Annotated in this window: 18 protein-coding genes; 7 read left to right on the forward strand and 11 right to left on the reverse strand. The window is 64.8% G+C overall.

Annotated features, from left to right (window positions below):
* Window positions 1-75: 75 nt before the first annotated feature.
* The 3 genes from ACFLEY_RS36335 to ACFLEY_RS36345 form a co-directional block, all read right to left on the reverse strand.
* Window positions 76-660 (reverse strand): HutD family protein, encoded by a 585-nt coding sequence (locus ACFLEY_RS36335; RefSeq protein ID WP_060910740.1) that lies wholly within the window; start codon window positions 658-660, stop codon window positions 76-78.
* 99 nt (window positions 661-759) lie between these two features.
* Entirely contained in the window at window positions 760-1,968 is a 1,209-nt protein-coding gene (locus ACFLEY_RS36340; RefSeq protein ID WP_060910739.1) for an ABC transporter substrate-binding protein, read from the reverse strand.
* A 38-nt stretch (window positions 1,969-2,006) separates the two neighbouring features.
* Window positions 2,007-2,948, reverse strand: coding sequence for an alpha/beta fold hydrolase (locus tag ACFLEY_RS36345; RefSeq protein WP_060910738.1), 942 nt, complete (start codon window positions 2,946-2,948; stop codon window positions 2,007-2,009).
* Between the two features lie 208 nt (window positions 2,949-3,156).
* Between ACFLEY_RS36345 and ACFLEY_RS36350 the strand changes: the two genes are divergently transcribed.
* Window positions 3,157-3,573, forward strand: a complete 417-nt coding sequence (locus tag ACFLEY_RS36350) for a MarR family winged helix-turn-helix transcriptional regulator (RefSeq protein WP_038966547.1) — start codon at window positions 3,157-3,159, stop codon at window positions 3,571-3,573.
* 31 nt (window positions 3,574-3,604) lie between these two features.
* Here the strand turns inward: ACFLEY_RS36350 and ACFLEY_RS36355 are convergent, their stop codons facing one another.
* The 6 genes from ACFLEY_RS36355 to ACFLEY_RS36380 form a co-directional block, all read right to left on the reverse strand.
* Entirely contained in the window at window positions 3,605-4,759 is a 1,155-nt protein-coding gene (locus ACFLEY_RS36355) for an ABC transporter substrate-binding protein (protein WP_060910737.1), read from the reverse strand.
* A gap of 29 nt (window positions 4,760-4,788) precedes the next feature.
* On the reverse strand, window positions 4,789-5,637 hold the full coding sequence (locus ACFLEY_RS36360) for an amidohydrolase (RefSeq protein ID WP_028175208.1): 849 nt from the start codon (window positions 5,635-5,637) through the stop codon (window positions 4,789-4,791).
* 21 nt (window positions 5,638-5,658) lie between these two features.
* Window positions 5,659-6,498, reverse strand: a complete 840-nt coding sequence (locus ACFLEY_RS36365) for a shikimate dehydrogenase (RefSeq protein ID WP_060910736.1) — start codon at window positions 6,496-6,498, stop codon at window positions 5,659-5,661.
* Window positions 6,499-6,803: 305 nt separating this feature from the next.
* The gene (locus tag ACFLEY_RS36370) at window positions 6,804-7,649 is read right to left on the reverse strand and encodes an SDR family NAD(P)-dependent oxidoreductase (RefSeq protein WP_060910735.1); all 846 of its coding nucleotides are present in this window, start codon (window positions 7,647-7,649) and stop codon (window positions 6,804-6,806) included.
* Between the two features lies 1 nt (window position 7,650).
* Window positions 7,651-8,211 carry a carboxymuconolactone decarboxylase family protein gene (locus ACFLEY_RS36375; RefSeq protein WP_028175205.1) on the reverse strand — a complete coding sequence of 187 codons (561 nt, stop codon included), beginning with the start codon at window positions 8,209-8,211 and terminating at the stop codon, window positions 7,651-7,653.
* Window positions 8,189-8,884: a TetR/AcrR family transcriptional regulator gene (locus ACFLEY_RS36380; RefSeq protein WP_060910734.1), complete on the reverse strand. Its 696-nt coding sequence runs from the start codon at window positions 8,882-8,884 to the stop codon at window positions 8,189-8,191. Before ACFLEY_RS36380 ends, ACFLEY_RS36375 begins: the two co-directional genes overlap by 23 nt.
* Before the next feature lie 167 nt (window positions 8,885-9,051).
* On the opposite strand from ACFLEY_RS36380, the gene ACFLEY_RS36385 reads away from it, so the two are divergent.
* From ACFLEY_RS36385 to ACFLEY_RS36410, 6 genes are all read left to right on the forward strand, one after another.
* Window positions 9,052-10,263, forward strand: coding sequence for an ABC transporter substrate-binding protein (locus tag ACFLEY_RS36385; protein ID WP_211433572.1), 1,212 nt, complete (start codon window positions 9,052-9,054; stop codon window positions 10,261-10,263).
* Window positions 10,264-10,266: 3 nt separating this feature from the next.
* Window positions 10,267-11,160 carry an MBL fold metallo-hydrolase gene (locus ACFLEY_RS36390; protein ID WP_060910732.1) on the forward strand — a complete coding sequence of 298 codons (894 nt, stop codon included), beginning with the start codon at window positions 10,267-10,269 and terminating at the stop codon, window positions 11,158-11,160.
* A gap of 11 nt (window positions 11,161-11,171) precedes the next feature.
* Window positions 11,172-12,140: a tripartite tricarboxylate transporter substrate binding protein gene (locus ACFLEY_RS36395; RefSeq protein ID WP_060910731.1), complete on the forward strand. Its 969-nt coding sequence runs from the start codon at window positions 11,172-11,174 to the stop codon at window positions 12,138-12,140.
* A 37-nt stretch (window positions 12,141-12,177) separates the two neighbouring features.
* Window positions 12,178-12,717, forward strand: coding sequence for a VOC family protein (locus ACFLEY_RS36400; protein ID WP_060910730.1), 540 nt, complete (start codon window positions 12,178-12,180; stop codon window positions 12,715-12,717).
* 110 nt (window positions 12,718-12,827) lie between these two features.
* Window positions 12,828-13,043 carry a caspase family protein gene (locus tag ACFLEY_RS36405; RefSeq protein ID WP_129557528.1) on the forward strand — a complete coding sequence of 72 codons (216 nt, stop codon included), beginning with the start codon at window positions 12,828-12,830 and terminating at the stop codon, window positions 13,041-13,043.
* Window positions 13,044-13,095: 52 nt separating this feature from the next.
* The gene (locus tag ACFLEY_RS36410) at window positions 13,096-13,908 is read left to right on the forward strand and encodes a class I SAM-dependent methyltransferase (RefSeq protein ID WP_060910728.1); all 813 of its coding nucleotides are present in this window, start codon (window positions 13,096-13,098) and stop codon (window positions 13,906-13,908) included.
* A 35-nt stretch (window positions 13,909-13,943) separates the two neighbouring features.
* On the opposite strand, the gene ACFLEY_RS36415 is transcribed toward ACFLEY_RS36410, so the two are convergent.
* Window positions 13,944-15,506 carry a L,D-transpeptidase gene (locus tag ACFLEY_RS36415; RefSeq protein ID WP_060910727.1) on the reverse strand — a complete coding sequence of 521 codons (1,563 nt, stop codon included), beginning with the start codon at window positions 15,504-15,506 and terminating at the stop codon, window positions 13,944-13,946.
* Between the two features lie 427 nt (window positions 15,507-15,933).
* The gene (locus tag ACFLEY_RS36420; RefSeq protein ID WP_060910726.1) at window positions 15,934-16,983 is read right to left on the reverse strand and encodes a fatty acid desaturase; all 1,050 of its coding nucleotides are present in this window, start codon (window positions 16,981-16,983) and stop codon (window positions 15,934-15,936) included.
* Between the last annotated feature and the right edge of the window lie 660 nt (window positions 16,984-17,643).

Below are 17,643 nucleotides of genomic sequence, written 5' to 3' on the forward strand. Positions count from 1 at the left end.
GATATCGTGCGCTGGCGGGGCCGCGTCAACCTAGCCAGTTGCACGGATCGTGCGCATCAGCAACGCAGTTGCGATCTAGCCGACGAGCTGGATTGAACCTAACACCCCCAGCCCCGAGACGAGCGCCAGCCTGGACGGCTCGGTCAGCTCGACCTTCAGCGTGCTGCCGTAGGGAACCGCAAACTCCTCGCTATTGAGACGAATGCTGCAATTGCCGGAAACCGCGTAAACCAGATGCGTGCCGGGGGACAATGGCCGATCGCCGGGCTCCCGGAGCGCCAGGAGCTCGATCTCCGCCGCACCGCGCCGGGCCATCAGGTTCACGACCTCGACCGGACCCGCCTCGAGCTCGGTCACGATCTCGAGCTCGCCGGTGAAGCGCACGGTCGTGAACGGCTCGCGCTCGTCGAATTCCCGCCCCGGTGCTTTCAGCACCAGCCCGCGCCCACCCACGACCATCTGCAAGCGGTCGATGCCGGGCATGTAGGAGAACGGACCGGGCGCCACGATCGGCGTGGACGCAAAGCGCCAGAGCAGGCTGTCCCAATCCTTCGTCGGGCTGCCCGCACGATGCGCATCCGCAATATCGGTGAAGATGCCGCCGCCGTTCTTCCAGGGCGAGCGGGTGTAGTCTTCGGATTTCAGCAGCGTGGTTTTCATGTTCCTGGGTCGTCCGGGATCGCAAAAGGGCGAGATATCACGCAGCATCATGCGCGTGGCGAACCCGCTTTGCCAACCCGTTCGACGGCCGTTTCCGATTTAGCGGCTGGAGGCCTTTACCAGCGGACATTTGCTCTCCGCGAGCGGCCAGACGGTCTCTTCAGGCGGGATCTTGCGCACGATGTCGAAGTAGTCCCAGGGATATTTCGAATCGGACGGCTTCTTGACTCGAACGAGGTACATGGTGCGCGTGACGCGGCCGTCCTCACGGATGCTGGCGTCCTCCGAGAAGACATCCTCGACCGGTATCGTCCTCATGGCGGCCGCAACCCGGCCGGCATCGTCGGTGCCGGCGCTGGCGACGGCCTTGAGATAGTGACGCACCGCGCCGTAGACGCCGGCATGCAGCATCGACGGCATCATGCCGGTCTTTGCAAAAAACGCCTTCGACCATGCGCGCGTCGCCTCGTTCATGTCCCAGTAGGAGGCCGTCGTCAGGTAGGTGCCCTGCGCATCCCTGAGGCCGAGCGCGTGCACGTCCTGGAGGAAGAGGATCAGCGCGGCGAGGCTTTGGCCACCCTGCACCAGCCCGAACTCGCCGGCCTGCCGCATCGCGTTGACGGTGTCATTGCCGGCATTGGCGAGGCCGATGACCTTGGCGCCGGAGGATTGCGCGCTCAGCAGGAACGAGGAGAAGTCCGGCGTATTGAGCGGATGGCGTGCGCTGCCCAGCACCTTGCCGCCCAAGGCCGCAATCACGCTGGTCGCGTCCTGCTGGAGCTGATGGCCGAAGGCATAGTCCGACGCCAGGATGAACCAGGTGCCGCCTCCGGCCTTGACGACCGCGGACGCGGTCCCGTGCGAGACCGCATAGGTATCGTAGGTCCAGTGGAAGCCGTAGGGCGAGCACTGCTCGTTGGTCAACGCCGTCGTCCCCGGCCCCGAATAGAGAACGATCCGCTTCTTCTCGCGTGCGAGGCTCTGGACCGCGAGCGCAACGCCGGAATTGGGCACATCGACGATCGCATCGACATCCTCGACATCGAACCAGCGCCGGGCGATCGCCGTGCCGACATCGGCCTTGTGCTGGTGATCGGCCGAGACGATCTGGATCGGCTTGCCGAGAACCGCGCCACCGATCTCGCTCACCGCCATCTCGGCGGCGACGACCGAACCTTTGCCGGTGATGTCGGCGGTCACGCCGGCCATGTCGGTGAGGACGCCGATCTTGACGACGTCACCACTGACTTGCGCCCGTGCCGCGACGGGCTGCGCCAGCAGCAGAAGGACACATGCAATCCGTCTCATCCTTGGTATCCTCCAATGTGCCTGCAGGGCGCGGGATCTCAGCATCCGACCGTATCGAGCCAGGCCAGGATCATGGCGGCGAGATCATCGCTGTTGTCCTCGATCATCATCATGTGGCCGTTCCCCTCGATGCCGCGATCGGGAAGCCAGACGAACTCGGCGCCGAGATAGCTCGCCGTCGCCGCATCCACCTCGCGCGGATGGCGCGGGTCGCGGTCCCCGGTCACGATCATGATCGGCCTTTCCCGCAGACGCTCGGGATCAGCGATCCTGAGCCCCCGTCCGCCGATGTTGAAGCGCTCGTTCAGGATTCGTGCGCTCTCCGGCGCAAACGAGCGGCAGTAGTTTTCGAACGCGTGGTGCGGAAAGCGCGGCCCGTTGGCCCAATAGGCGGCGGCAAAGTCCGCCGTCAGCCATACCGGCGCATCCTCGCTCGAGTAAACGGGATGACCGGCGCTGGCGTCATCGCGCAGCGCGCGGATCGCTGCCGGATCGTCGGGCAGATCGCGCAGCAGATTGGCCGGTGGACCGGGGGCGATGCCGACCACGGCGCGGACCAGATCGGGACGCCGCTCGGCCATCCACCAGGCCATCGGACCGCTCGCCGAATGCACCAGCAGCACGGCCGGCCCGATCTCCTCGATCAGCGCCAGCAGCGACGTCGCCACATCCCGCGTTCCAAGCCGCGAAAAGTCCGGACCTGACGGCGAACGGCCGTGACCGGGCCAGTCCGGCACGAACACGTCCCGGCCAGCCGCAGCAAAGCGCGGCGCCCAACCCGGTCTCCGATCCGGCGTGGCGAGATAGCAGGTCCCGGTGTGACCGGCGCCATGGACCATGACAACAGGCATTTTGCGCAGGGCCGCGTGGGACGATCGCACCTGGTCGACATAGACCGGATGCTCCGGCGTTCCCGCATGGAAGCACCGGATCTCGCCGTCGCACGACAGGTCCATCACCCTCTGCCCGGCCAGCGGCATGCTCCTGCGATCCTCCACAACTATCGTCGACGGCCGTTCTTGCGGGCCTCACAGCGATGTTAAGATCAAGCCGGATCGAAAAGCAACCAGAAAGTCTCATATGAGACCATCTCGAAAATCGACGAACGGCACCACCGGGAGCCATTCACCCGAGCGAAAACCGCTCGCGGCGGTGATAGGCGGCACCGAACTCCAGATCGCCTACAGGATGGGCTACGTGCTGAACTTCTACCGCGAGCCGTCATTCCGGCGGATCGAGATGGAATTCGGCCTGACGCGGCCGGAGATCGTCACCCTGATCTTCCTGGATTTCCGAGAGGGCGTGACCGCGAGCGAGATCTGCGAATTCTCCGGCCATCTTAAGGCCAACATCAGCCGCGGAATCATCGCGCTGGAGAAGAAGAAGCTGATACGGCGTGCCGCCGACAAGACGGACAGCCGCCGCCAGCAGTTGTTCATGACGGCGGCCGGGCGGGCGCTCTACGCACAATACATCCCGGCCCTGCGCGAGCGGGAGCGCGCCATGCTCGCGTGCCTCACGCGGGCCGAGCGCAATGAATTCGAGCGCCTGCTCGACAAGCTCGCCGCGCACGTCCCGCATTGGGCTGCGCTCGACGAACTCTGAGGGCGGAGCGATCGCGCGGGCGAGGCGTCCCTCACTCGCCCTTGCCCGCCTTCAGCTTCGGCAATGTCTCGACGATCTTCTGCTTGCCGTCGACGATCTCGGCGAGGAAGCTGGCGCGGTCGATGTCGCCGTTCTGGTCCCAGCTCGCTTCCATCAGCATGCCCGGCGCCTTGTCGGGCCTCAGGGTCAGGCCTTTCATCGCGGCGCCAAAAGCCTTGCTGTCGAACTTGCCGATCTTTTCGGTGACGTATTTGACCAGATAGACCGCGGTGTAGCCCTTGATGCCGTTGTGGTCGGGCCGGTACTTGTAGCGCTCGCTGAATTTCTTCGTGAAGTCCTCGATGGCGGGAATCGGAGCGTCGGCGGAAAGGCCGACATGGCCGCGCACGCCGTTGGCGGCGGGGCCGGCGAGCTCGACCACCTTCTGGCTCAGCAGCGTGGTCTCGCCGAACAATGGCGTCGACAAGCCCTGCCGCTTCGCCTCGATCAGGAAGCGGGCGCTCTCCTCTTCATTGGTATAGACGAAAATCGCGTCGGCCTTGGCGCTCTTCAGCTTGATGACGTCGGAGCCGAAATCGACCTGGCCCTGCTCGGTGGAGATATCGGCCGCGATCTCGATATTGCGCGCCTTCATCTCCTTCAGAAAGTTGTCGTGGCCGCCCTTGCCGAAATCATTGTTGACCCAGACCAGCGCGACCGTCTTCACCTTGAGCTTGTCGTGCAGATAGTTGGCGATCTTCGGCATCGAGAATTGCTGACCGAAGGCCGTGCGGAATATCCAGGGGTTACCTTGCGTGGTGATGTCGGCGGCCTCGGCGCCGACGATCTGCGGAATCTCGGCTGCCTGCGTTAGCGCCATGTTGACCTTGACCGAGCCTGAATAGATCGGCCCGAGCACGACATAAGGGTCCTTGTCCAAAACCTTCTGCACCTGCGCGCGCGAGATGCCGGGATTGCTCTGGGTGTCGAGATGCTCGGTCTGGATTTTCCGGCCCAGAATGCCGCCGGCATTGTTGATCTCGTCGACCGCGAGCGCGACGCCGTCGCGCCAGTTGGTGCCGGAGACGGCGCCGGGGCCGGACAGCTCGATGACGTCGGGGATGTAGACCGTGCTCTGCGCGCAGGCCGCGCTCGCCCACAGCGATGCCGCAACCGCGATGCTAACCGGCCCTGCAAAATGCCTCATGACGTCCTCCCTCCCATTTTGCTCTGTTGTTATCTCGCTTGATCCGTCCCGCCGTCGAAGCCGAGCAGCCGTGCCGGCGTTCGCCACAACAGGCGATGCTGATCGCCGGGGTCGGGAAACAGTTGTGTCAGCACCGCGAGCAGCGGACCGTAATCGAGCCGCTCTGGGGCGCGCAGGAACGGATAGTCCGAGCCCCAGACGCAACGGTCGAGCGTGAAGGCCTCGACCAGCGCCGTGATGAACGGCCAGGCGTCTTGATACGGATGCGGCTGCTGCGAGAACTTGTAATAGCCGGAGAGCTTGACGTGTGCGTCGCGCTCGCGGCCGATCGCGAGCAGCGCCTGGAAGGCCTTGCCCTGCAATCCCTGCCCAACGGAGGGCCGGCCGCAATGATCGAACACCAGACGCACATTTGATTTGTCGATCAGCGGTAACAGGTCGAGCAACTGGTCCTGCTCGACCTGGATCTGGAGAAACAGGCCGAGGCTGGTCAGCTTCTCCAGCAGTGGTGCGGTCTCTTGGTAGTAAGCGGCACCGTGGAACGGCACGTTGAAGGCGACGCCGATCACGCCGGCCGCCTTCAGCCGTTCGAGCTCGCTGATGTCGACGTCGTTCTCGACGACGGCGACACCGCGAAAGCGGCCGCCGCCCTGCTGCAACGTATCGAGCAGGATGCGGCTGTCGCTGCCGTAGCCGGTGTTGGTGGCCACCACGAGCGCGTGCCTGATATCGAACGCGTCGAACACGCGGATGAGCTGCGCCGCGGGCGCGATCTCCTGCCCGCTCGGCCGGTACGGCGTATCGGCGGAATAGGGAAAGCGGGCGGGATCGATAGCGTGGATGTGGCAGTCGATCCTGGGGGACACCGGCAGCGTCATGGCGCAAAGCTCCCCGGCGGTTCAGAACGTCGCTTCGATGGCCTTGATCAGCTCGGGCGTCACGTCGGGCATGACACCGAACCAAGCCTTGAAGGCGAGCCTAGCCTGGTTCAGCAGCAGGCCCAGCCCGTTGACCGTGACGCAGCCGCGCGCGCGGGCTTCGGCGAGGAACGGCGTTTCCAGCGGCGTGTAGATGAGATCGGCGGTGAGCGTTTCCGGCCGCAGGCGCGACAGGTCGATCTCCAGCGCGGCCTTGCCGACCATGCCGCGATCGGTGCAATTGACGAGCAGCGCGACATCGCCGAGCGCGGCGCCGCGGTCGTCCCACGCGACGGTGCTGATGGCGGAACCGAAATCCTTTGCGAGCGCCTGCGCCTTCTCCGCGGTGCGGTTGGCGATGCGGATCTCGCGCGCGCCATTTTCGAGCAGCGCCACCACCACAGCGCGCGAGGCGCCGCCTACCCCGAGCAGCAGGATCGGCCCGGCATCGCCGCGCCAGTCAGCCTTGGCGTCGCGCAGGCTCTGCACAAAACCGTTGCCGTCATTGTTGAGGCCGGAGAGCGTGCCGTCCGCCTCGACAACGATGGTGTTGACGGCGCCGATGCGTTTTGCCGTTTCGTGGACGCGGTCGAGCATCGGCATCGCCGTCTGCTTGTGCGGCATGGTGACATTGCAGCCGCGGAACCCGAGCGCAATCAGCCCGTCAAGCGCATCCTCCAGCCGCTCCGGCTTCACCGCCAGCGGGACATAGCTGCCGCGGATGCCGTGCGCCTTCAGCCAATAATTATGAATGACGGGCGAGCGCGAATGCGCAACCGGCATGCCCATGATACCCGCCAGTCCAAATCCGTCCTGCGACATGCTGCGCTTCCATCCTCGATCGCGCCATTCGGCGCGCGACCATCTTATTTGGTCAGTTGTACAAAGTAATTAGAGGGAATGGCTAGCGCGTGCAATCTGAATCTGGGGAAGCGCCGCCGTCCTGGCGAAAGCCAGGACCTATTAGCCCAGGGAGAGGTTGTGGTGCGAGGGGGCAACTGCGAGTTCCCGTAACCACATCCGACGGTGGTTATGGGTCCTGGCTTTCGCCGGGGCGACGCTGAAGGGGCATCGTGCTTCCAGGCACTCGTCGCGGTCGTAGCCTCGCCACGCAGTGACCGGTCCGATCACATCCCGCTCAACCCGCTATCCACCGCGAGCGTCTGCGCGGTGACATAGACGCTTTCGTCCGACAGGAAGAACAGCACCGCATAGGCGATCTCCCACGCGGTCGCCTGGCGGCTGAAGGGGACATGGCCCTTGCCGCGCGATGGGCGGCCGGCGCCGGCTTCGCGGCCGTTGGGAGTGTCGACGAGGCCAGGATAGATGAGGTTGGCGCGGATGCCGCGGCGCGCGCCGAGATGGGCGATGTTGCGCATGAGGCCGCCGAGCGCGGCCTTGGAGGAATCGTACACCGCCATCTGCGAGCCGGCTTTCAGCGCGGCGATCGAGGAAATGAAGACGATGGCGCCGCCATCGTCGAATCTCGGCATGGCGGCGCGGCAGCACAGCATCGGACCGCGGACGTTGACGTCGTAGATCCTGTTCCACTCCTCGGGGCTGACGGCATCGAGACCGACCTTGCCGAAGGTGCCGATGTTGAGCACCATGCCGTCGAGCCCACCCATCGCGCGGTGCGCTTCGTCGATCATGCGGACGACGTCGGGCTCGGACGTGACGTCCGCCGCGATGGCGAATGCCTCGCCGCCTTCGGCGGTGATGCGCTTCACCGTCTGTTCGGCCGAGGTGCGGTTGAGATCGGCGACCGCGACCTTCGCACCCTCGCGCGCGCAAAGGATGCTCATGGCGCGGCCGTTTCCGATCGGATCGGTTAAGGCATCGAACACGCGCTGGCCGCCGCCGACGATCAGGATGCGGCGGCCGCTCAGGCGCCCCCTGCCCGGCGCTTCGCCCAGCGATTCCGCGCTCGGCGGACGGACGTAACGCTCCGGCTTGGTCTCGGTTTCCGTCATCTCAGCCGCCCTGCTTCTTACCGCCGTCATAGACCTTCATGCCCGCCGCGGGATCGAGATCGGTTTCCGTTGCCTCGGTGACGCGCGCCATCATCATGTAGAAACCGAGCGCGACGATGGATTCCACGACCTCCTGGTCGCTGAAGTGGCGGCGCATGGCGGCAAAGGTCGCCTCGGGAACGCGGACGTTCTCGACGACCTCGCGGCCGAATTTGAGCAGCGCGCGCTCAGCCTCGCTTAAGCCGGCTGCATCGTAGTCACTGCGCTCGACCGCATCGATCTGCGCTTGCGTACAGCCGACACCGAGCGCGATCGGAACATGCTGGCGCCACTCATAGGCGCCGCCTTCGAGCTGGGCGACCTGGAGGATCAAGAGCTCGCGGTTGACGGCGCTGAGCTTCTGCTTGTGCAGGATCGAATTGCCGAGCCGCATCGCCGGGATCATGTTGGCCTCGGCATGAGCCATCATGCGAAAGATGTTCAGCTTGACCGGCATGCGGTCGAACGAGGCGCGGATGTCGCCGCTCGTCGTCTCCGGATCAATCAGGGGCAGCCTTGCCACGCGTTTCTCCCTTGGGTTTTCGTTTCTTGTTGTCGTCATTGCCTGCCGCGATCAGCGACAGGAAGAAGGCGAGGTAGCGGTCGATCGCCTCGATCACCTTCGGCCGCGACGACGGCGTCGCGCCCATCACGTAATGTTCGAGGCGGATATAGATGAGGCCCGCCGCGAACAGCCGCGCGGTCTCGCGCGGATCCGGCGTCGAGACGAGGCCAGCGAGCGCAAAGCCGCGGAAGTAATCCGTCATCAGGCTCTGCTCGCGCGCGTAAAAATGGTCGGCGAACTTGGCACGGATGCCGGGCACGCGGTTACGCTCGGCGGTGATCACCTTCTGGAACTGATGCTCGCGCGGATCGGACCATTGCTCGACGAGATCAAGCGCAAACTGCCGGCAGAACGCGGCGGGCTGGCGCGCAAGCTGCTTGTAGCGCGGCTCCTCCAGCCGGCTCGCCGAGCTGGCCGGGCCATGCTCGGCAACGATCGCTTCCAGGATCGCGGCCTTGCCGGCGAAATGATTGTAGAGGCTGCTCTCGCGAATGCCGACACGGCGCGCGAGCTCGCGCATCGAGGCGCCGCCATAGCCGCTCTGCGCGAACAGGTTGAGCGCTTCGGAGAGGATGCGCTCGCGGGTGGTGGGCGCAGCCGCTGCCGCCGCGCTGGAGGTGTGGACAGCCATGCGACTTGACTAACGAACGATCGTTCGCTAGTCAACCGTACGAACGATCGTTCGTTTGCCAGTCTGGCGGCTACGGTCGCGGCCCGCAAATCCGGTTGCGGGCCCTGTTCTCGCGTTTCAACTCCGCTCCCTTGAGAGGCGGAGAGCAAATCTGGGGAGACGACCTCATGGCGCGCTTTGCCCGCCTTCGCCTGGCCGCGGCCTGCATCCTGTTGCCCATGCTCGCGGCAAGCATCGCCCAGGCGCAAAGCGCAAAATACGATCCCGGCGCCGACGACAAGACCATCAAGATCGGCACCACCGCGCCGCTGAGCGGACCGGTCTCGGCTTTCGCGCAGATCGCAAAATCCGCCGAGGCCTATTTCCGCAAGGTGAACGATGACGGCGGCGTCAACGGGCGGCGCATCCAGATGATCATCGCCGATGACGCCTACAGCCCGCCGAAGACGGTGGAGCAGACGCGGCGGCTGGTCGAGAGCGAGGAAGTGCTCTTGATCTTCGGCGGCGTCGGCACGCCGACCAACAGCGCCGTGCACAAATACCTCAACGACCGCAAGGTACCGCAGCTCTTCCTGGGCTCGGGCGCCGCGAAGTGGGACGATCCGAAGAACTTTCCGTGGACCGTCGGCTGGCAGCCGACCTATTGCGACGAGGCGATCGCCTACGCCAGGTACATCAAGGCAAGCCATGCCAATGCGAAGATCGGCGTGCTCTATCAGAACGACGATCTCGGCAAGGACTATCTGAAGGCGCTGGAGGAAGGACTCGGCGGTGGTGAGGCGATCGTGGCGCGCGCCGCTTACGAGACCACGGCGCCGACCGTGGACACGCAGATCCTGCAACTGAAGACTGCCGGCGCCGATGTGGTGCTGGTTGCGGCGACGCCAAAGTTTGCAGCGCAGGCGATCCGCAAGATCGGCGAGATCGGGTGGAAGCCCGTGACCATCATCTCCAACGTCTCGGCCTCGATCAGCGGCGTGCTGGAGCCGGCCGGCAAGGACAATTCCACCGGAATCATCTCCAGCCAGTACCTGAAGGATGCGACCGACCCCGCGCTGAAGGACGATGCCGGCTACAAGGAGTGGCTCGCCTTTATGGACAAGTACCTGCCTGAAGCCAACAAGAGCGATTGGCTCAACGTCTATGGCTATACCATCGCGCAGACGCTGGTCACCGTGCTGAAGGCGTCCGGCAACGACCTCACCCGCGCCAATGTGATGAAGCAGGCGACGACGCTCAAGGACGTCAAGCTGCCGATGCTAATTAACGGCACCACGGTGAACAACTCGCCGGAGCGCTATACGCCGATGACGAGCCTCCAGCTGATCCGCTTCGACGGCACGCGCTGGGTGCCGTTCGGCGAACTTCTGAAGAATTGAGCGATGCGGCAGGTCAAGGTCGGCGGCATGCGGGTCGATCTCGTCAGCGAGATCGCTTCGCTCGCCTTCGACAAGAGCTGGCTGTTCGCCAACGTCACCGAAGCCGTGATCGCGGAGAACCGGAGCTGGCTCGATCACCGCTATATCGAGCCGGGGACCGGCCGCTTCATCCTCAGCCATCATTCCTATCTCGTGCGCGCGCCGCGCTGGACCGCCATCGTCGATACCTGCTGCGGCAATCACAAGAAACGGCCGCGCGTCCCGGTCTGGAACGACCTCAGCCAGCCTTATCTCGAAAACATGCGGGCGCTTGGCGTTGCGCCTGAAGAGGTCGACTTCGTGATGTGCACGCATCTGCATGTCGATCACGTCGGCTGGAACACGCGGCTCCTCGACGGCCGCTGGGTGCCGACCTTCCCCAACGCGCGCTATCTGATGGGACGCGAGGAGTACCGACATTTCGAGGCCGCGCACAATGCCGCACCGAAGAACCCGGTGAACCACGGCTCGTTCGAGGATTCCGTGCTGCCGGTCGTCGCCGCCGGCCTCGCCGAACTGGTCGAGACCGACCATCGCCTGTTCGAGGATCGCGACGCGGCCTTGCGCTTCGCGCCGGCGCCGGGCCACACCGCCGGCAACATGCAGATCCACCTCAACGGCGGCCACGATCACGCCGTCATGTCGGGCGACGTCATCCATCACCCGATCCAGTGCGCTGCGCCGTGGCTGTCCAATGCCGCCGATGTCGATCCGGCAGCGGCGGTCGCGACGCGGATGGCGCTGCTGGAAGAGCTCGCGGATACGCCGAGCTATCTGCTCACCGGCCATTTTCCCGCGCCGACCGCCGGACGCGTGATCCGGCATGGCGACACTTACAGATTTCGTTTCGAGGATTAGGGGAAGCCATCATGATGTTGCGCACCGTCACGCTTTCGTTTCTCGCATTGCTGTCGGCGGCGTTGCCCGTCCGGGCCGAGGATCCCGCCGCCTACCCCACCCACAAGATCAGGATGCTGCTTCCTTACGCGGCTGGCGGCGGCGGCGATGTGGTCGGCCGGTTGCTCGCGGATAGGATGGGCAAGACGCTCGGGCAGAGCATCTATATCGAGAACCACACGGGTGCGGCCGGCACGCTCGGCACGCAAATGGTCGCGGCGGCGCCGAACGACGGCTACACCATCACCGTCGGCGGCATGACCACGCATGTGCTGGCGCCCGCGATCTATCCAAAGCTGGCTTACGATCCGATCAAGGATTTCACGACGATCGGCCGCGTCGGCACCTCCTCGATCATGCTGGTGGCGACCAAGGACTTTGCCGCCAATGACATCAAGGGCCTGATTGCGCTCGCCAAGAAGGGCGAGCCGATCCAGTATGGCAGCTGGGGCGTCGGCTCGACCGGGCAATTCTGCGCGGAGATCTTGATGCAGCAGAGCGGCATCAAGATGGATCACGTGCCCTTCAACGGCATCGCGAAACTCGCCGGCGACCTGCTCGGCGGCCACATCTCGCTTGCGACACTCGACATGGCGACCGCGACGCCGCTGGTGAAGGACGGCTCGATCAAGGCGCTGGCCGCCTGCGGCGAGCGCTCGCCGAGCCTGCCCGACGTCGCGAGCTACAAGGAACAGGGCGTGGCGTTCGACCGCAGCCTGTCCTGGGCGATGTATGCGCCGGCGGGCCTTGCCGAGTCGGTCGCCAAGAAGCTCTCGGCGGCCCTGAAGGACGCGCTCGGCGATGCCGAGGTGAAGGAGAAGCTGCTGGCGCTCGGAATCACGCCGCAATTCGTCCCCGGCGAGGAGCAGCGCGACATCAACGCGCGCGACATCGCGGCCTGGAAGCAGGTTGCCAAGGACGCCGGCATCGAGGTCAAGTGAATCGAGGTCAAGTGAACAAGGCAAGAGGAGCGCGGGCATGAGCCGCATCTTCGGCGCGGTGCGCCAGAACGGATATGTGGTGCGGGACATCCACGCCGCGATGAGGCACTGGATCGAGGTGATGGGCGTCGGCCCCTGGTACTACATGGACCGCGTCCGGACCGACTGGTTCCGCCATCGCGGCCAGGACTCTCGCATAGAGATGAGCATTGCGCTCGCCAATTCCGGCGATCTCCAGATCGAGCTGATCCAGCAGCGCAACGATGCGCCCTCGCTGTACAAGGAATTCCTCGACGCCGGCCACGAAGGACTCCAGCACATGTCGTACTGGAGCCACGACTATCAGGCGCTCTACGACAAGGCGCTCGCGCTTGGCTACAGGATCGGCCACGAGGGCCAGATCGGCGGCGACAAGGGACGCTTTGCCTATTTCGACACCCAGGCGCATCCGGGAACGGTGATCGAGATCTCCGACACCAGCGGCACCAAGGGGCCGTTCTTCGAGAAGGTCCGGCAGGCGGCGATGAACTGGGACGGATCGCGGCCGATCCGGGAGGTCGGCGGCGGAAAGTCCTAGGACCTTCGCCGGTTTGCGGCGACAGCAAGCGCCGGACGAAATCAAATAGAAATTGTATTGCGACCCCGGTCGGATATTCTCGCCGACATTGCAATCCCGGCTCGGGGGCCGTGATGAAGTTCTTTTGTCTATTTCTTCTCAGCGCCTTGGCGCTCGCCTTCCAGCCGACCGGAGCATTGGCCGACCAGCGCATGGCGCTGGTGATGGGCAATTCGGCCTATCAACGCGCACCCAAGCTCGCGAATGCCACCAACGACGCGGACCTTCTCGAAGCGCGCAAGGCGATGCAGGAACCGGCGGGGTTCACATCGCTGCTCGCCCGGTAGATGGCGATCCATGGTAGCTTGATCCCGTGTCCGAACCTTCAGCGAGGCAAACATGTCCTCTACCGACAAGGTCTTCGCCGGCTCGATCCCGAAAATCTACGACGAGTATCTCGTCCCGCTGATCTTCGCCCACTACGCCGCCGACATCGCCAGGCGTGTCGCCGCGCTCTCCCCGTCAACGCTGCTGGAAACCGCCGCAGGCACCGGCGCCGTGACGCGGGCCGTGACGGCAGCGCTGCCTCCCGGCATCCGTTACGTCGCGACCGATCTCAACGAGCCGATGCTCGCGGTCGCGGCGCAGCGCCAGGCCGATGACGATCGCATTACCTGGCGCCCGGCGGATGCCATCGCGCTGCCATTCGACGACGCCGCGTTCGACGTGGTCTGCTGCCAGTTCGGCGCCATGTTCTTTCCGGATCGCATCAAGGGTTACGCCGAGGCGAAGCGGGTCTTACGGCCGGAAGGCACGTTCGTGTTCAACGTCTGGGACCGCATCGAGGAGAACGTGTTCGCCGACGAGGCGACGGCCGTGCTCGGAAAGATCTTTCCCGACGATCCGCCGCGTTTCATGGCGCGGACGCCGCACGGCTATCACGACAAGGCCGTCATCAACGCCGATCTGGAGCAAGCGGGCTTCCGCCACATCTCAATCGAAACGCTTCCTGCCGTGAGCCGCGCGCCGACACCCGAATATGTGGCGTTCGCATACTGCCAGGGGACGCCGCTGCGAAACGAGATCGAGGCAAGGGACGCGAGCAAGCTTGAGGCCGCGACGGACGCCGTTGCCGAGGCAATCCGAATGCGCCATGGGCCCGGCCCCGTCGAAGCCAGGATTCAGGCCCTGGTGATCACGGCGCGACCTTAGTCGAAGGAGAGCTCGCTCCCCGACGGCTGCGCGTCCTACCAGAAGCTCCGCGGCATCGGCTGCGCCGGCTGATAGTACGGGTACTGGCCGCCGCGCTGCCGGCGCGGATTGACCGGTTGCGGGTTCGGATCGCGCTGGAAGAAGAAGCCGAAGCCGTTGCCGCCATTGTCCCAGCTGTCGTCGCTCGCAATGTCCATCGGAGGCGCGGTCGGCTTGCGCGTGATGAAGCCGCCCTGGGGATGGTTGCTCAGCACTGCGACGAATTCGGTGCGGTAGTTGGTCTCGCTGCTCAGTGGCTCGTCCGAGATGATGATCGACGAACGCGGCAATGCGGTCGGCGCGATGCGATCCCAAACGTCCTGCGGAATGGTGATGCGGTCGAGCGCGTCCTTGGCGTCGTCGCCGCTTTCGATCGTCACAACGCTCCAGCGCAGGCCGGTGTCGTTCTTCGCCATCGCCGTGAAGATATGCGTGCCGAGCGGCTGGTCGGGATTGCGGATCGTGACCGGGACCTCGATGCTGGTGTCGAACACCTCGCCGCCGCCATCCGGCGCCGGCTTGTGCGTGTTCCGGCGCACATAGAGCTTCTGCGTCGCGCGGCTGATGTAGACCGAGACCGGCTCGAGCGCGAGCTTTGCGTCGGTCGCGACCTTCACGATCTCGGCCTTCTTGGTCGCAGCCGCCTTCGCGGCCTCCTTTGTTGCCGCGACAGCGTCGCGCTTCGGTTGCGCGGCGGCCTTGGCGGTGTCGAGCTGCGTTGTCGCATCCGCAGCCTTGGTGGCGGCCTTCTGCTTCAGCTCCTCGGCCTTGGCGCGGGCCTGATCGGTCTTTGCCGCCGCGAGCGACTTGTCGGCAAAAGCAAGCTCGGCATCGGCGCGGGCCTTCTGCTGTTCCAGCTTGCGCAGCGAGGCGGGAAGCGAGGCGGCCTCCTTCGCGGCGATTGCCGCGGCCTTCTTGGCATCGTCGGCGGCCCGGGTCGCCTCCTCGGCCTCGGCGGAGAGCTTGTCGGCCCGGTTCGGCACCGCCGCGATGGCTTCGCGCTTCGGCACGAACAGCGAGGGATGGGTGAAATCGACCGGGGCCGCGTCGTTCGGCGAGATGACCACGCGCATGCCGATGTTGGTCTTGTCGAACAGGCCCTCCGCAAAGCCGAAGGGCATCCGCACGCAGCCATGCGAGGCGGCATAGCCCGGCAGCGGCCCGCCATGCAGCGCGATACCGTTCCAGGTGATGCGCTGCATGTTGGGCATCCAGGCATCGTCATACATGGTCGAGTGGTGGTCCTTGTCCTTCTCGACGATGGCGAAGACGCCGGCCGGCGTCTCGCGCCCGGTGGTGCCGGTGGACACCGGCGCACGCAGGATCCAGCCGTCGGCGTCGTAGAAGGTGACCTGCTGGCTCTTGATCGACACGATCGCCATGATCGGCTCGCCGGCCTCGCGCGGCGCCACCGCCTCGGTCGGCTGGCGCGCCTGCTTGGCCGCGGTCGCCGGGTTCACCACGGCAAGCACGGCCAACGCCGTAAGCGCGATCCTGCCGGGAGGGGCCCAACGCCGCATCGCCAGGGTGGATTGCGCCGTCGTCAGTCGGTTTTTCATGCCATGCCCCGGTCGAAATGCCAGTCCGCGCTCATGTCGATTAGGTCTCAGATTGCGATCTTTGGATTAAGAAATCGCAGCCGCCATACGTTCCGTCTGTGGCGATATTCGGCACGTTCCAACGACAAATCTCTCATATACGACGGCTCGCGCGGGCGGAAGGGTGGCTCCCGGCCAAGGCTGGTCCGAGGCTGGCGGCGATCGCTGCGGCAGAATGTCCGCCTCGGAGGGGGCGGATCCGCCGGTTTTCCCCCCGTTGCGGTGGAGCGCCGCGGCGATCACGACCCGGATCACAACGGTGCGGCGCAAACCGGCCTATATTCTTTGAACCGGCAGGCTTTGGTTGAGAATGGTGGCTAAACGCCCGGCACCTTCCGGCCGAACCTCGGCAGTAAACACCACTGCGGGGCGCGCACCTTCACGAGCCTCAGCGGCCTCGCAGCGAGGCGGCCGCCGGCGTCGGCGAGGCGGTTGAGGTCAAGGCTGCCTCTCCAAAGGAGACGAGCCGCAAGCGCTCCTCATCCCACAAGGTCAGCCGCACGGTCCGCAAGCTCTGGAGCAGTGTGATCCGTCCGACGCCGGCGAGTTGCGGATGGTCCCGCAACACGTCCGGCAGGCGATAGCAGGGAATTCGACTGCACAAATGATGGATGTGGTGGACGCCGATATTTGCCGTGAACCATCGCAAGACGCCCGGCAATTGGTAGTGCGAGCTGCCGTACAGCGCAGCGTCGTGAAAATTCCAGTTGTCGTCGTGGGACCAGTGGGTGTGCTCGAATTGGTGCTGGACATAGAACAGCCAGACACCGATCGACGCCGCCAGAACGATGATCGGCAGGTGTACCAGCAGGAACGGCCCATAGCCGACCAGCCGGATCATCGCGCCGACGAGAACCGCGATCGCAACGTTCGTGCCCATTGTGCTCAGCCAGGGCTTCCAGCCACCACGCATCAGCCCGACCGGCAAGCGATGCTTCAAGATGAACAAATACGAGGGACCGACGCCAAACATCACGAGGGGATGGCGATACAAACGGTACAGCATCCGACCCCATAGGGGCTGGTCGCGAAACTCGCGCACGGTCAACGTATCGATGTCGCCCGAGCCCCTGTGATCGAGATTGCCGGAATTCGCATGGTGGCGTGCATGGTTATGTCGCCAGTAATCGTATGGCGTCAGTGTCATCACGCCGATGGCGCGGCCGACCCAATCGTTCGCAACGCGGCCGCGGAAGAACGAGCCATGTCCGCAATCGTGCTGGATCATGAAGAGACGGACCAGCAAACCCGCCGCGGGCACCTCGAGCAGCAGGGCAAACCAATAGCCGTGGTCAAGAGCGGCCCAGATCAGAACCCAGATGATGACAAGCGGCACCGCCGTGATCGCCAGCTCGAGGACACCGCGCGCACTGTCGGGCTCGCGGTAGCGGGCGAGCATCCGCGCCGTCGCGCGGATCTCCGGCGTTCTCTCAGTCATTTCTGGTCTGTTCCCGATGTCCGCCGAAGAAGTATCGTTATCGCCCACGGACGCCTCCGGCAGCAGTTCTGAGGTCCTGCCCCCACGCACTCATATTGATCCGAGCCTGGATGTCCTGCTGAGCAATATTGCTCACGCCGGGAGCCGGCGTCCCGCCGAATTGGCCTGCCCCCCATGACACACCGCGACTGAGATGGGAAGGGACGCAGGTCGGAGATGTTCACCGACCGGCCGGCGATTTTCCGGCAATGTGAGCAATATTGAACTGAAGCTGACACGCGAGCGCGGCATGCTGGCCATGACGCAGCCGGCGAATCGGCTGTCATCGGCGGCGGCTTCGGGTACAGCGTACCCCGCCATATGGGCAGGAGCTTCATATGTCCGAGGTCTATGCTCGTCCAGAACCGACGCTGATTCCGATACCCCGGCCACTCTGCCCGGCCTGCCAGAGCCGCATGATGCTGATCCACGTCGGGGCAAGCTGCGACGGTCCCAATCTTCGAATCTTCGAATGTGCCAAATGCGGGAACGTCCACAAGATATCCATGGACGACCCGATGAGATCAGCCAAATAGCAGCTGAAGGGGAACGCTCAAGGAAGCGGCCCCAGCACGGGGGTGCGAACCGGGGCCGCCATTCATCGGGTATGATGAGTGGGCA

It is taken from the genome of Bradyrhizobium sp. YCK136 (assembly GCF_044570075.1).
Classification (GTDB): Bacteria; Pseudomonadota; Alphaproteobacteria; order Rhizobiales; family Xanthobacteraceae; genus Bradyrhizobium; species Bradyrhizobium diazoefficiens.